Here is a 13,868-nt window from a genome sequence, read left to right on the forward strand (position 1 = left end):
ATAATGTTTGCTTATACGTTAACTACCTTAACACTTTGCTGTACCTCGATTCTTATTACATCCTATATTTCTAAACGTAAGGGTACCCTAATGGAGTATATGGTATTTATTATGTCTTTTAGTATGAGTATCGGTTTAAGTATTGGTTTTTACTTAGGCATTCTCTTTAAGGGGGAATTACTATATTCTACTTTGCTTGCTATTTTAATTAGTGGTTTTATCGGTTTCTTAATCGGTCTACGTTTTCACCTATATACTGCTTTAGAAGGAATGTTCTCTGGATTAATGGCAAGTATGATGGGAGCAATGATTACAGAAATGTTAAACGCTCAACAAGCTCATAGTATACTGTTCATTAGTCTCTTACTTACGATAACAATAACTATGTCATGTATAATTCAACTTTTATCAGAAACCTTTTCTACTTTTATCGAACGGCGTTTTTTATTATTACTTTCGATCAGCGTAGTAATTGTTCTTACTGTATTCGTAACATTCCCAGATCATACCCTACCGTTCCCCTCTGAACATGAACAACCTATCCATAAACACTAGCAGCTATAATCGATAATTTTATTTTTTAACAAATGAAAATAAAAAACACTTTTGAATCGTCAGCCCCAAATGAAATGTGGTTTACGGATGCGACTTACTTATTATTTGGAGTATTTGTAGATAATAACTATAGTTTAGCTTCTGACATGGGATCAGGATTAATAATTATACAGAAAACTAATAAATAATAGCTTTGCATTATATAATAAGAGGTCACAGAATTACAATGCTGTGACCTCTCTTTTTCAAATTAATTCATGTCGTAATCTTCACCATCAATTATTTTTCTACTTTTCTACACTTAATGAACCTTCTAAATCTACATGATTGATAGTATATTTTTTCAGTTCATAGATATTCAGTTCTCTTAGTTTGATGAGGTATACAATACCCCCATCTTAAAATAAAAAATTCTTACTTAACTAATATATTGTTTTGGATCCATAGCATTGCTCTTCTGTGCATTCCATTCACCTTTATGGATTTCAAAATGTAAGTGTTGTCCTTCAGATTGTCCTGTATTCCCCATTATGCCAAGTTGTTGTCCTTGCTTCACTTTTTGACCTGCAGTAACAGAACGACTCTTTAAATGAGCGTATACAGTTATATATGTTTGTTCGTTAATATTGTGAGAAATAAACACCACATTACCGTAGCTTGTGGAATAATATGAGCGAGTGACTACACCTTTTGCGGCAACAACAACTGGCACTGTTCCTGAAGCAGCAATATCTAATCCGTGGTGCATTTGCCCACCACGTTTCTCAAATCCAGAAGTATATCTTCCTGCAGCTGGTTGAATAAAGTCATTTGTTTTAATTTCATTAGTTGTATTTACCTCTTGGGATTGTCGCTGCTCCTCTGCATCAGTCTCACTTGTTTTTGATAGAAATTCACTTGATACATAACCGTTTTTACCGTTGTAATTAATTTTCCCCCATCCATTTTGTTCAAATAGAACTTGTACTTTTATTCCTTTTGATAAAGCACCGATTACACCATGATTTGTACCAGCACCGCTTCTTACATTTAACATGCTTACGTTAACATAGTAGGCACCAACTGTTGCTCCAGTAGATGGATTACTTGTTTCAGGTTTTGATGGTGTACCCTCTTTAACGAATTTTACATATTCACTGCTCACATAACCAGTTCTGCCATTATGATTAATTTTCAACCAGCCATTTTCACCGCCAGTTACTTGCAATGTTTGTCCGTTTAATACACCACCAATTACACTATGGTAAGTAGCAGGACCTGTACGCACACGTAAAGAAGTAGCGTCTACAATGTATGTACCGTCAGTTTGAACCGTAACATTATTTTGTTGTTCATTTGTTTGGTCTACATTTGCATTAGAGCCACTCTTTGAAATGTAATCTTTACTAATATAAGCAGTTTGTCCACTATAGTTAATTTTGACCCAGTCTTGAACTTCACCAGTTACTTGAACAACTTGTCCTTTATGTATAGAGCCTAAAATCGTATGGGAAGTACTTGGACCTGTACGAACACGGAGGGAGGATACATTAACTTTGTAATTCCCACTCGCTACTTGAACTTTTCCATTGTTATTGTCACTTCCATTTGAGCTATCGTCTATTACAAATTGACTGCTTACATAACCTACTTTTCCATTATGGTTAATTTTCAACCAACCGTTGTCTTCTCCAATAACTTGTAAAACTTTCCCTTCATACACGCGCCCCATTATTGCACTAGACGTATTTGGCTGTGTGCGAACACGTAATATATTAGCAGTTACAGTTTTACTACGACTCGTACTTACATTCGTCTTCGCTGATATACCATTTTTCGAAACAAATTCACCACTTACGTAGCCAATTTTTCCGTTATGATTAATTTTCAACCAACCGTTATCTTCTCCAATAACTTGTAAAACTTTCCCTTCATACACGCGCCCCATTATTGCACTAGACGTATTTGGCTGTGTGCGAACACGTAGAACATTCGTGTTTACTGTTACTGGATTTTCATATGTTACTGTATCAGTAGGTTGCTCATGTTTTTTGTCTTTTGGCACTATAGAAGTTTGCGCTTGAGCAGTACCAATAAATGTACTTCCTGTAACAGAAACTACTGCCACACTAGCTAAAATTCTTTTCATAGGTATTAAACACCTTCCCATAAATACATTTAAGTATCATCATATCTTTAGTTTATTATTTTTTATATCAAATGCTTTTCTACTTATGTTGTACTCTTCTTTTCTATCAACCTCTATTCTAGATATTCAACGGAGGTGTTATTCCATTCTTTCGTAACGTACGAAGGCAATTAAGAAAAAAGGAATCGCAAATCCCAGTTTGTAAACTGTAATGTAAATAAACGCTTGATCTGGATTCGTTGTACCAAGCATTAATAATGCGGTCAAAATTAGACCGATGCACGGTGAGACAAATGAAAGCATCCCCGTTCCTAGTACAATCCATATCTTTTAATCTGCTGCATTCATTTTGCCTCTTTTCACAAACCACTACACTGTGTAGTTTAAATTCTTAAAAAAAGCCACAAACACTCACCCATAAGTTAGTCGCTGTTTTCCAAAAGGTGACTTTATTTTATCTATCACATACTGTACTACTGATCAGCTAACAATTTTTGATATGTGCTGTAACGTTGTAACATTAATTTTTTCTGCACACCTTTCAGTGTGATACCTTCTGAGCACCAAATAATTTCTATTATTTTTGCTTCAAGCGGTCAAAAAAATAATTTATGCCTTATTCATTTCACTTATAGTTTTGCTTGAACATACCCGCCCTCCCTTCGCACTACGAATTGTAGTATAAAATAAAAAAAAGGTCAAATGTAAGGGGCTATTATCTATCCTTTTTGAACTACAACACATTAAATTTACCACTGTAATTTTATCAACTGATTATACAAAAAATTAGCGATTTCTTCTATTATCTACTTCCAAACCAGAAACGAATATGTTTTTTAAATCCCTAAATAACAAAAATCGCATTTTTTATCTTGTAACTCTTATACAAGGCATTATCGCTTCCGCTGCCTAAACTTTTATAAAAATAATATGCCCAATACACAACATTACATTTAAAAACAGCTTTTTTCATGCTAAAAATCATTAAAACAGCTATCCCTAAGATAGCTGTTTTATATTATCATCAACTCCATAAATTTTATATTATTCTGGCTTATTAGGAATGTTTGGGTTTGGAACATAATCAGATTTATAATCTGTATATTTCACTTCTGTTACCATCCCGGCGGAAGCATGGTGTAAATCATGACAGTGGAACATCCAATCACCCGGATTATCTGCTACAAAGGCTACTTCATATTCTTCACCTGGTTTTAGGTTCAAAGTATCTTTCACAATTGGAGAACCTTCTATCGGTTTTCCATCTTTACTCAACACCTGGAAGAAGTGACCATGTAAATGCATCGGATGATCGTCCATTTTAGAACGATTTACCAATTTTACTTTTACTAAATCACCCTTTTTTACTGGAATCGGGTCAATGTCTGGAAATACCTTTCCGTTAATTGTATATACCATTTCATTTCCATTCATTTGCGTATTCAAGTCCATATTATATGTGGCAGTATACTGCTGATCTAGCGTGAAACTACCTAGTTTTTTAGCACCATATTTCGTCATATCTAATTTCGATAATTTTTCTTTTTCATCTGCTTTATCTTTCATCTCTTTGCTGCCATCATATTCAATAACAGCTTTCATTCCTTTTGCACCTTTATTTGCTGAATGGTCTTCAACATACCATTTCCCAGGATTATTAGCAGTAAATTCAATATCATAACGTTCACCAGGTGCGATTGAAATTACTTGATCCTTTATAACTTTTGGATCGTTTATTGGTTGACCATCTGTCGCAATTACTTTTATATCATGACCGTGAACGTGTATATCATGTGATAGATAACCAGCATTAACGAGTCGAAGACGGACTTTATCCCCCTTATTCACTTTTAATGGTTCTACTAAATCCCCGCTTTTACCATTGATTGTGAATAAATCATACATACTCATATCATGACCTTCCATCTTCATATTTCCATGGTCCATTCCTGCCATATTACTAGAGTCTTTTTTATCACTGCCCATGTCCATACCGGAATGATCCATGTCGTTCCTATCATCATTCTTTTTCGTATTTTCATTATCCTTACTAGATTTATTACCATCTGCTTTTTCTGTTTTTCCTTTTGTCATTTCTTTTAACTGTTTATTAATCTCTTCTTTATCTGTTACCCATTCATCTAACATTAATGTGTAATCTTTATCATATTTTTCCTTTGTATCTTCTACAATGAGCGCTCCATACAAACCTCTATCTAATTGATTTACAGAATCTTGATGTGAATGATACCAATACGTTCCTGGTACGTTCGCTTCAAACTCATAGGTGAAACTTTTTCCAGATTCAACCGCATCTTGCGTCACACCTGGAATTCCATCCATATTATTTGGGACAGGATACCCATGCCAATGAATAGATACTGGTGCAGATAGTTCATTTTTTAATGTCACTTTCACCTTTTCGCCTTTTTTCACCCGAATTTCTGGACCAGGAGATGAGCCATTAAATGTCCAGACTGGAACAATAACACCGTTACTTAATTTTTGCTTTTCTTCTTTCGCTATTAAAGTAACTTCTGGTCCTATTTCAACTTTCAATGGTTTTGTAGCCGTTTCAGTCTGTGGTGTTTTTTTATCGTTCATATTTTTATGATCGTTTGTTGTATTTGTGGTCGCAGAACATGCAGCAATTAAAGATATGACAGAGACTGTAACTGCTGTTAACACAAATCTCTTCATGGAAACCCCTCCTTTTTCTTTTTCAAAATCATTATAAAAAATGATTTTCAAGAAAATATGGAGATATGCAATGAGCTAAATAAAAAGACGCCCAAAATTGAGCGCCTCTTCTAATGATTATTTCGTAACAACTTCATCTTTTTTTATATTTACATTGTTTTCTCTCATAAACGCTTCAATCTCTTCAACTTCTCTAATAATATCTTTTGACAAGTTTTCATGTCCGTCTTTCGTTACAAGAATGTCATCTTCAATACGAATTCCAATTTCTTCTTCTTCAATATAAAGACCAGGTTCAATTGTTATAACCATGCCTTCTTCTAACACTCTATCTTTATATGTTCCTACATCATGCGTATCTAAACCAAGGAAATGGCTAACACCATGATAATAGTATTTTGATAACTCTTCGTCTTCTTGAATTAAACCAATTTCTTTACACTCTTCTGCTAGTACCTTTTTTGTATGCTCATTTAATGCAGCAAACTTTACTCCTGGCTTAATGAGTTTCGTTGTTTCTTTCAATGCTTTTAATACAATATTATACATTTGTTTTTGGCGACTAGAGAATGTTCCATTTGCCGGGAATGTATAACTAATATCAGCGTTATAGTAGTCTTTTTGAGCGCCTAAATCTAGCAGTACTAAATCACCATTTTGAATTTGTGCATCATTGTCTTCATAATGAAGAACTGTAGCATTTTTCCCACTTGCCAAAATTGTATTGAATGCATGATGCTTAATACCAGATGACTTCAATGTGAAATCAAACTGAGCTTCTAATTCATACTCCATCATGTCTGCTTTTGCATGCTTAAGTACGTTGTAAATACCCTCTTTCGTTACAGCAATTGCTTCTTTTATGATTTCAATTTCTTCTTCTGTTTTAAACACTCGTAATTCACAAATATTCGGATATACATTACCAACTAAAACGTGTGGATACTGTTCTCTTACATGTTTAGCAAAAGCAAGCGTTTTTGTCTCCGTACCATTCCACTCACGACGCTCTAAATCTAAATATAGATGCTTCACATTTTCTGTAAAAAGTATATTTGACATTGTCTTTTCAAAGCTATCTAAATATACAACTTTCTTTATACCTGAAATTTTCTCTGCTTCTTTGTTAGAAACTGTTTTACCGACCCATTTTTCCATGACTGGATCCGATTTTTCAATGAACAGTGTTTCTTCAACACTATTTCCAAACTTCTTCAACATGAAAATAACATTTGGTTCCTCGATTCCTGTTACATAGTAAAAATTTCGATTCGGCACAAATTTATAATGTGCATCCGCCGACATATGAGGTGCTTGTCCAGCAAATAAAATAGTAATAGATTCATCTGGTAATGTGTTTACTAATCGTTCTCTATTTTGAGCAAAAAATGTTGATTTCATAATAATCCCCCTAGCGTTCTATGTATACTTGTAAATCTAATTACCCAATACAATTCATTTTATTATTGTTATAATTTTTCGTCAATTGATAGTACTCATATAAAAAGGAAAATTTTCATTACTAGAGCCCATTCCAATCTAAATGATGCATACCACTCCACAATTTCTTGACATTTATTCCATATACTTAAAATCTCATATATAGGAAAGGAGCTACAACTTTGAAATATTATGTAGCAACAGGGATAGCAATTACTTCTTTATTCATCATTACAGGATGTTCTAGCAACGCCGAAACAGCACCAGTGAAGAAAGACACGGTGCAATCTCAACGAAAACATACAGAAACAGTAAATACGAGTCCGCAAAACTTCTATAAGGAAACTACATCTGGAAAAATCGAGCACATTCATGGAATTGGCTATGCCGGAAATATGCCCGGAGTTTCTATTGCCACTCACAGTGGTATAAAAGTTTATCAAAATGGAAAATGGTTTGAAACTAAGACTGAGCTACATGATTATATGGGATTTCAGGCAACAAAGAACGGATTCTTTGCCAGCGGCCATCCTGAACCAGGTGCAAATTTAAAAAATCCTTTAGGATTAATGAAAAGTTCTGATGGCGGTAATACCCTCGAGAAGCTAGCGTTTTATGGGGAATCTGATTTTCACAACCTTGCTGTCGGATATAATACGGAAGCAATTTATTTATACAATGAGCGTCCAAATTCTAAATTACAACAAGGTTTTTATTTCAGTACGAACAACGGACAAGATTGGAAAAATAGTAAGTTAAAAGGTCTTTCAAGTACAATTCATTCCTTTTCCGTACATCCTGATCAATCTAGTGTAGTCGCGGTAAGTGCTAAAGATGGTGTTTACTTATCTACAGATTACGGAAATACATTTGAACTATTCTCTACATCACTTGAATCGACAGCAGTTACATTAAGTAATGAAGATGTTTTTTACGCCCCTATCAATAAGCAAATGATAACGAAGAAATCAATTGCTACAAATGAAGAAACAAACATACAAACTCCATCTTTAGATTCTAAAGATGCAATTATGTACATATCACAAAATCCTCAAAATTCATCTGAAATAGTATTTGCTACAATGAAAGCAAATGTGTTCCTTTCTACAGATGAGGGGAAAACTTGGAAGCAGATTACGAAAGAAGGAGCATTTCAATTTAATTAGAAAGGTGAATATAACGTGTTTTCAACAATTAGCGAGTGGAGTTATCAACTCATGTCTCCTTTAATGGATGTCGCGAATGCTACGAAATCAATTCCTCTTTTATTTGCATTTTTATTAGGCATTGTAGGTACCCTTGCTCCTTGCCAATTAACAGGAAACATTAGCGCTATTACACTTTATGGGAATCAATCTTTACAAAAGGGACATGCATGGAAACATATATTGTTATTCATTTTAGGAAAAATAATAGCTTTTACGACACTTGGACTATTAGTATGGTTTTTAGGAAAAGAGATTCAGCAAATATTAACTTTGTATTTCCCATGGTTACGAAAAATAATTGGACCTTTATTAATTTTAATGGGGCTAATGTTGGCAGGTATTATAAAAGGAAGAAGTTTCTTCTCGATCAAATTTATACGAAAACAAAATGAGGTTGGCTCATTTTTACTTGGATTCTTCTTTTCCTTAGCTTTCTGTCCGACTATGTTCGTTCTATTTTTCGGAACGTTAATCCCTTTATCTTTCTCATATAATTATGGTTACTTGTTTCCGACATTCTTTTCGATAGGAACTGCTCTCCCTATCGTTATATTAATGTTCATCATTTCCTACCTTGGATTAAATGGAGCACTACTTAAAAAGAGCCGAAAAATAGGAAAACACATTCAACTTATAGCAGGGGTACTACTCATTTTAGTCGGAATTTATGATATATCCTTATATTGGGTATAAATAAAAAAGGTAAGTTCAAGTGATTTGAACTTACCTTTTTTACAAATTATATTTCACTCTTCTGCATGCCCTTTTGTTTCATCTCCCACTTCTTATACAATAGTACTGCACCAAATAAAAATACCCCTGCAATGAATGAACCTACTGGTAACATTTTTATCATTTCATCAGGAAATACGAGCGGAAGTAAGGGAAATGCATACGCTGCTGGAATACGTACTCCAACTATTTTTAATAAAATAAGCATTAATATCATATTGAATAAAGTAACTACAATCCATGAATCAATCGCAAAATACAATAAAGTTCCAACAGTTGCTGATGTAGTTAATACTACTATTTGTTTAAATGCCATTTTTTCATTGTACATCGGTTTTTGAAGTGATTCATACACAACGACTAGAATTGGCGGAATAACCGCTAATTGTTCATAACCAGTTATCCAACATAAACTGATCCAAACGAAATTTAGTATTAGAAATACAGTCATATATTTATACTGTATATTCACTTTTCGCTCAATACCGTTATTCAATTTAAAAATAAGAACACCAATCATTAAAATAAATGTCAAAACGAAGACTGAGATAACAAATGACCATTCCGTCGCATTTGTTACTAATGGTAATAAACCTGTCGCAATAGATGGTGCTAAATTGGACTGAATAACACGTAAAAACAGCATCATCAATACAAGCGTTAAGCTTACTTTCCCTAAATAGGCTATATCCATTTGATTCACCATAAAACCAATTACAGCTGTTATTGACGGTGCAATAAAGATTTTTTCTGGTTGTCTTAGCCATCCCGGCTCACGGTATGCCCATAAAGCGATTGCCATTGCCGCTATTTCCGGCAAAATGACTTCTGGATCATTTAATAACACACCTGCTATTACCATGGCTAAAATAAATAAAATAGCAATCGTATATGAGATGATTGTTTCTTTCTTTGAAATTACTGCATTCATTATTACATACTCCTTTTTGCTTATTACTCTCATAAAGTAAAACAATAACTTTATATACCCTACTTAGGTATTGTATATTAACATCTTCCCTATTTCAAGTATTTGTAGTTTTTTCATTCTTTATCACCCCACACACTTACAAAACAATGAATGTTTATAAGCATTGACACTTATTAAAAGATACGTTACAATAACTATACATTAGTAAGTAACTAATGTAATTAATTAAAACTAGAGGTGAATCAAATGAAAAACATTTTATTCCGTATTAACGAATTATCAAAAAAAGAAAAAGCATCTGGATTAACAGTTGATGAAAAACAAGAACAACAAATGCTGCGTCAAAACTATACAAAAACATTTCGTGGAAGCTTAGATTCCATTTTATTAAACACAAAAATTGTTGATCAACATGGTCTTAACGTTACACCAGCCGCATTACAAGATGCTCAAATACGTTTAAAATTAAGCAAATGAAATCAAAGCTAAAAAAACAATCGTATAAAACATAAAAAGAGCCGGAATTCCTATTTAGAAATTCCAACTCTTTTTATTGTCTTTTCTAATTTAGTAAACGAGCGATACATCGCAATTCTCCACGACACAATCATCGCAAATGCTAGTAAGAAAAACATGCCGCTTAACTCTGCCAAATCAATTGATTGGCTTAAATATGACTTTAATGCCGCGCGTACAGCTAATAAGCCTACTAAAATGAATATGAATGCTTTTGACGGTTTCATAAATATATGTTCGCCTTTTATTTCGAACTTAGTTGTTTTAATAAGAAAAATAGAGAAAATAATCCCTATACTAATTGCCTCGACTATTTCTAACGATGTTAATCGAAAACCTGGTAAAAAGTACATCATCGCGCCTGTACTCATAAAAATTGGTGGTAATATAATTTTCTTTTTCGTTACCGGCTTTTTCGCTGCTTTAAAACGTAGAAACATTACCCCAACAGCCATACAAACCGCTATGACACTTGATAAAAGTGCTATCATACTTTCCACTCCTATCTATTTAAATGACTTTTTTAGCAAAATCATAAACCAATAAGTAACTACATGCCGCATTATAGAATTTCTTCATTATATTCCTCCTGCTGTAAACTTTCCATATTCGCTGCAATCATTTTACGCAAAGTTTATGAACGGAATATGAACAAAAAAGCCATTCTGCAATTAATAATTGCAAAATGGCTTTTTAACTTATTTTAAATCGTCAATTGTGAAAGCACCTGGAAGTAATTGCTCAACAGTCACTTCTTTTTCATCACCTTTTACATTCGTTAGTAATACAGGCATTTTCGGATCACAGAATTCAGCAATTACTTGTCTACACGCACCACATGGTGAAATCGGTCCATCAGTTTCTCCTGTAATAACTAAGTAACTAAAATCGCGCTCCCCTTCTGATACCGCTTTAAATATTGCTGTTCTTTCTGCACAGTTACATAAACCATAAGAAGCATTTTCTATATTACAACCAGTATAGATTTTCCCTTCTTTCGTAACTAACGCTGCGCCAACAGGAAATTTAGAATACGGAATATACGCTTTCGATAACATCTTGTTTGCTTCTTCAATATATATTTTCTTATCCATATTATTTCCCCCTCAAAGTAAATGAAATGATCATTAGTCAGTAATAACTGTATGAACTAATTTAGGAGCCACTGCTGTTTCAGCGATAGAGATGTTCTCATAAATTTTTGCTTTTACATCTTCTACATTTTCACGATTTGCGTAGATTGTTACGAACGGCTCGCCTTCTTTTACTGCATCGCCAACTTTTTTACGTAACATTAATCCTACTGCTAAATCGATTTCATCTTCCTTCGTTGCACGACCTGCACCAAGTAACATAGCTGCAATACCAATCTCATCTGCAACAATGTTAGAAATAACACCTGAAGTTTTTGCAGGTACATCAATTACATACTTCGCTTGTGGCATTTTTTCTGGATTGTCTACAATTGAGCTATCTCCGCCTTGATTGCTTAAGAACTCTTTAAATTTCGCAGTTGCTTTTCCGTTTTTCATCACTTCAATTAGCATTTCACGAGCTTCTTCTAACGTATTTGCTTTTTTCGCAAGTACGACCATTTGACTTCCTAATACAAGTACTAATTCTGTTAAATCTTCTGGACCTTCACCTTTTAACGTATCAATCGCTTCTTTCACTTCTAGAGCATTACCAATCGCAAATCCAAGAGGTTGTGACATATCTGAAATAACTGCCATTGTTTGACGTCCTACGTTATTTCCGATACGTACCATTGCATGTGCTAATTCTTTTGCATCTTCTTCTGTTTTCATAAATGCACCAGCACCTGTTTTTACATCAAGTACGATTGCGTCAGCACCAGCTGCAATTTTTTTACTCATAATTGAACTTGCGATTAAAGGAATTGAGTTAACAGTTCCTGTTACGTCGCGTAATGCATAAATCTTTTTATCTGCAGGTGTTAAGTTTCCTGTTTGTCCAATAACAGCTACTTTGTCACGGTTTACAATATCAATGAATTGTTCTTTCGTAATTTCAACGTGGAATCCTTCTACCGCTTCTAATTTATCAATTGTTCCGCCTGTATGTCCTAAACCACGACCAGACATTTTTGCTACTGGTACATCTAAAGCAGCTACTAACGGTCCTAATACTAATGTTGTTGTATCACCAACACCGCCAGTTGAATGTTTGTCTACTTTAATTCCTTCAATTGCTGATAAGTCGATCGTTTCTCCAGACTCAACCATCGCCATCGTTAAATCTGCACGTTCGCGATCTGTCATATCTTTAAAGAAGATTGCCATTGCAAGCGCACTCACTTGATAATCAGGAATACTTCCGTCTGTATATCCATTAATAAAGAATTTGATTTCTTCAGTCGTTAATTCTTTGCCGTCACGTTTTTTTGCAATAATATCTACCATTCTCATTACAATCACCATTCCTTTTTATATTATATAAATCTATTAAAATAATAAGCCAACGATTGTTGCTGATAAGAAACTTACTAATGTTGCACCGAATAGTAATTTCAAACCAAATCTTGCGACTACATTCCCTTGCTTTTCATTTAAGCTCTTAACTGCCCCTGCAATAATCCCAATTGAAGAGAAGTTTGCAAATGAAACTAAGAATACAGAGATAATCGCTGTCGTTCTATCTGAGAAATTAAAGTTTCCTTGTGCTAAATCTGTCATAGCGACAAATTCATTTGATACTAATTTTGTTGCCATAATATTTCCGGCATTAACTGCTTCATGCCAAGGTACACCCATAATAAATGCAAATGGTGCAAATGCATAACCAAGAATTTCTTGGAATGAAATACCGATTACACCTTTAAATACTGCATTAATGAATGCGATAAGAGCAACGAAACCGACTAACATAGCTGCTACTGTAATCGCAACTTTAAATCCATCAATAATGTATTCCCCTAATACTTCAAAGAAGGTCTTCTTCTCTTCTTCTTGTACTTCTAACATATCTTCTTCCTCAGTAACTTCATATGGGTTAATGATAGAAGCAATGATGAAACCACCGAATAAGTTAAGCACTAAAGCGGTTACAACATATTGTGGTTTTAATAACACCATATATGATCCAACGATAGACATAGAAACTGTAGACATTGCTGATGCACATAATGTATACATTCTTTTCTCTGGCAATAACCCTAGTTGTTTCTTAACTGAAATAAATACTTCAGATTGTCCTAAAATCGCAGATGCAACAGCGTTATATGATTCTAGTTTCCCCATTCCATTTACTTTACTTAATGCTAGACCGATAGATTTTACAATAATAGGTAATACTTTAATATGTTGCAAAATACCTATTAAGGCTGATATAAATACGATTGGCATTAATACACTTAAAAAGAACGAAAACTCTTTTTGATTTACTAATCCACCAAATACGAAATTCACACCGTCAGCGGCATATTTTAATAGCTCTCCAAAACCATCTGCTATTCCGCTAATTAATATATTCCCTACACTTGTATTTAATAATAGAAACCCCAAAATGAATTGTAATATAACCATCGTTATGATTGGACGATATTTGACTTTCTTTCTATCATTACTAGCAAGCCAAGCGATACCTAAAATCAATACGAGGCCAAAAACACCGATTAAGTATTTCATAAGCCGTTTCC

At 33.9% G+C, this 13,868-nt stretch carries 13 protein-coding genes and 1 pseudogene; 4 read left to right on the plus strand and 10 right to left on the minus strand.

Going from position 1 to position 13,868, the window contains the following annotated elements:
* The first annotated feature begins 3 nt into the window (after positions 1 to 3).
* Positions 4 to 555 (plus strand): hypothetical protein, encoded by a 552-nt coding sequence (locus tag DN400_RS05775; protein ID WP_097912513.1) that lies wholly within the window; start codon positions 4 to 6, stop codon positions 553 to 555.
* A gap of 418 nt (positions 556 to 973) precedes the next feature.
* Here DN400_RS05775 and DN400_RS05780 read toward each other — a convergent pair whose 3' ends face one another.
* The 5 genes and pseudogenes from DN400_RS05780 to DN400_RS05800 all read right to left on the minus strand — a co-directional run bounded on the left by DN400_RS05780 (position 974) and on the right by DN400_RS05800 (position 6,784).
* Positions 974 to 2,683 (minus strand): SH3 domain-containing protein, encoded by a 1,710-nt coding sequence (locus DN400_RS05780; protein WP_097912515.1) that lies wholly within the window; start codon positions 2,681 to 2,683, stop codon positions 974 to 976.
* Between the two features lie 138 nt (positions 2,684 to 2,821).
* Positions 2,822 to 2,986: a sulfite exporter TauE/SafE family protein gene (locus tag DN400_RS05785; RefSeq protein WP_080477857.1), complete on the minus strand. Its 165-nt coding sequence runs from the start codon at positions 2,984 to 2,986 to the stop codon at positions 2,822 to 2,824.
* A gap of 218 nt (positions 2,987 to 3,204) precedes the next feature.
* A pseudogene (locus DN400_RS05790) lies at positions 3,205 to 3,296 on the minus strand (BlaI/MecI/CopY family transcriptional regulator); the annotation flags it as partial.
* A 431-nt stretch (positions 3,297 to 3,727) separates the two neighbouring features.
* Entirely contained in the window at positions 3,728 to 5,383 is a 1,656-nt protein-coding gene (locus DN400_RS05795) for a multicopper oxidase family protein (RefSeq protein WP_065228647.1), read from the minus strand.
* A 117-nt stretch (positions 5,384 to 5,500) separates the two neighbouring features.
* Positions 5,501 to 6,784 (minus strand): aminopeptidase P family protein, encoded by a 1,284-nt coding sequence (locus DN400_RS05800; RefSeq protein ID WP_065228646.1) that lies wholly within the window; start codon positions 6,782 to 6,784, stop codon positions 5,501 to 5,503.
* A gap of 221 nt (positions 6,785 to 7,005) precedes the next feature.
* On the opposite strand from DN400_RS05800, the gene DN400_RS05805 reads away from it, so the two are divergent.
* Positions 7,006 to 7,989, plus strand: a complete 984-nt coding sequence (locus DN400_RS05805; RefSeq protein WP_046955046.1) for a F510_1955 family glycosylhydrolase — start codon at positions 7,006 to 7,008, stop codon at positions 7,987 to 7,989.
* A gap of 15 nt (positions 7,990 to 8,004) precedes the next feature.
* The gene (locus DN400_RS05810; RefSeq protein ID WP_222124026.1) at positions 8,005 to 8,724 is read left to right on the plus strand and encodes an urease accessory protein UreH domain-containing protein; all 720 of its coding nucleotides are present in this window, start codon (positions 8,005 to 8,007) and stop codon (positions 8,722 to 8,724) included.
* Between the two features lie 46 nt (positions 8,725 to 8,770).
* Here the strand turns inward: DN400_RS05810 and DN400_RS05815 are convergent, their stop codons facing one another.
* Positions 8,771 to 9,694, minus strand: a complete 924-nt coding sequence (locus DN400_RS05815; RefSeq protein ID WP_065228644.1) for a hypothetical protein — start codon at positions 9,692 to 9,694, stop codon at positions 8,771 to 8,773.
* A gap of 246 nt (positions 9,695 to 9,940) precedes the next feature.
* Here DN400_RS05815 and DN400_RS05820 point away from each other — a divergent pair, with 246 nt between their 5' ends.
* On the plus strand, positions 9,941 to 10,171 hold the full coding sequence (locus DN400_RS05820; protein WP_000789775.1) for a DUF896 domain-containing protein: 231 nt from the start codon (positions 9,941 to 9,943) through the stop codon (positions 10,169 to 10,171).
* 50 nt (positions 10,172 to 10,221) lie between these two features.
* Here the strand turns inward: DN400_RS05820 and DN400_RS05825 are convergent, their stop codons facing one another.
* The 4 genes from DN400_RS05825 to DN400_RS05840 all read right to left on the minus strand — a co-directional run bounded on the left by DN400_RS05825 (position 10,222) and on the right by DN400_RS05840 (position 13,857).
* On the minus strand, positions 10,222 to 10,701 hold the full coding sequence (locus DN400_RS05825; RefSeq protein ID WP_065228643.1) for a CcdC family protein: 480 nt from the start codon (positions 10,699 to 10,701) through the stop codon (positions 10,222 to 10,224).
* 207 nt (positions 10,702 to 10,908) lie between these two features.
* Positions 10,909 to 11,304, minus strand: coding sequence for a cytidine deaminase (locus DN400_RS05830; protein ID WP_065228642.1), 396 nt, complete (start codon positions 11,302 to 11,304; stop codon positions 10,909 to 10,911).
* Between the two features lie 33 nt (positions 11,305 to 11,337).
* Positions 11,338 to 12,639: a pyrimidine-nucleoside phosphorylase gene (locus tag DN400_RS05835; protein ID WP_002093946.1), complete on the minus strand. Its 1,302-nt coding sequence runs from the start codon at positions 12,637 to 12,639 to the stop codon at positions 11,338 to 11,340.
* Between the two features lie 36 nt (positions 12,640 to 12,675).
* Positions 12,676 to 13,857, minus strand: a complete 1,182-nt coding sequence (locus DN400_RS05840) for a NupC/NupG family nucleoside CNT transporter (protein ID WP_000876188.1) — start codon at positions 13,855 to 13,857, stop codon at positions 12,676 to 12,678.
* Positions 13,858 to 13,868 lie beyond the last annotated feature (11 nt).

The sequence above is a fragment of the Bacillus sp. AR8-1 genome (genome assembly GCF_008042345.1).
Classification (GTDB): Bacteria; Bacillota; Bacilli; order Bacillales; family Bacillaceae_G; genus Bacillus_A; species Bacillus_A cereus.

Bases quoted from the DNA above. Each gene is read 5' to 3' on its own strand.
- DN400_RS05775 (WP_097912513.1), top strand. From the start codon at position 4: ATGTTTGCTTATACGTTAACTACCTTAACACTTTGCTGTACCTCGATT.
- DN400_RS05780 (WP_097912515.1), bottom strand. From the start codon at position 2,683: ATGAAAAGAATTTTAGCTAGTGTGGCAGTAGTTTCTGTTACAGGAAGT.
- DN400_RS05785 (WP_080477857.1), bottom strand. From the start codon at position 2,986: ATGCTTTCATTTGTCTCACCGTGCATCGGTCTAATTTTGACCGCATTA.
- DN400_RS05795 (WP_065228647.1), bottom strand. From the start codon at position 5,383: ATGAAGAGATTTGTGTTAACAGCAGTTACAGTCTCTGTCATATCTTTA.
- DN400_RS05800 (WP_065228646.1), bottom strand. From the start codon at position 6,784: ATGAAATCAACATTTTTTGCTCAAAATAGAGAACGATTAGTAAACACA.
- DN400_RS05815 (WP_065228644.1), bottom strand. From the start codon at position 9,694: ATGAATGCAGTAATTTCAAAGAAAGAAACAATCATCTCATATACGATT.
- DN400_RS05820 (WP_000789775.1), top strand. From the start codon at position 9,941: ATGAAAAACATTTTATTCCGTATTAACGAATTATCAAAAAAAGAAAAA.
- DN400_RS05825 (WP_065228643.1), bottom strand. From the start codon at position 10,701: ATGATAGCACTTTTATCAAGTGTCATAGCGGTTTGTATGGCTGTTGGG.
- DN400_RS05830 (WP_065228642.1), bottom strand. From the start codon at position 11,304: ATGGATAAGAAAATATATATTGAAGAAGCAAACAAGATGTTATCGAAA.
- DN400_RS05835 (WP_002093946.1), bottom strand. From the start codon at position 12,639: ATGAGAATGGTAGATATTATTGCAAAAAAACGTGACGGCAAAGAATTA.
- DN400_RS05840 (WP_000876188.1), bottom strand. From the start codon at position 13,857: ATGAAATACTTAATCGGTGTTTTTGGCCTCGTATTGATTTTAGGTATC.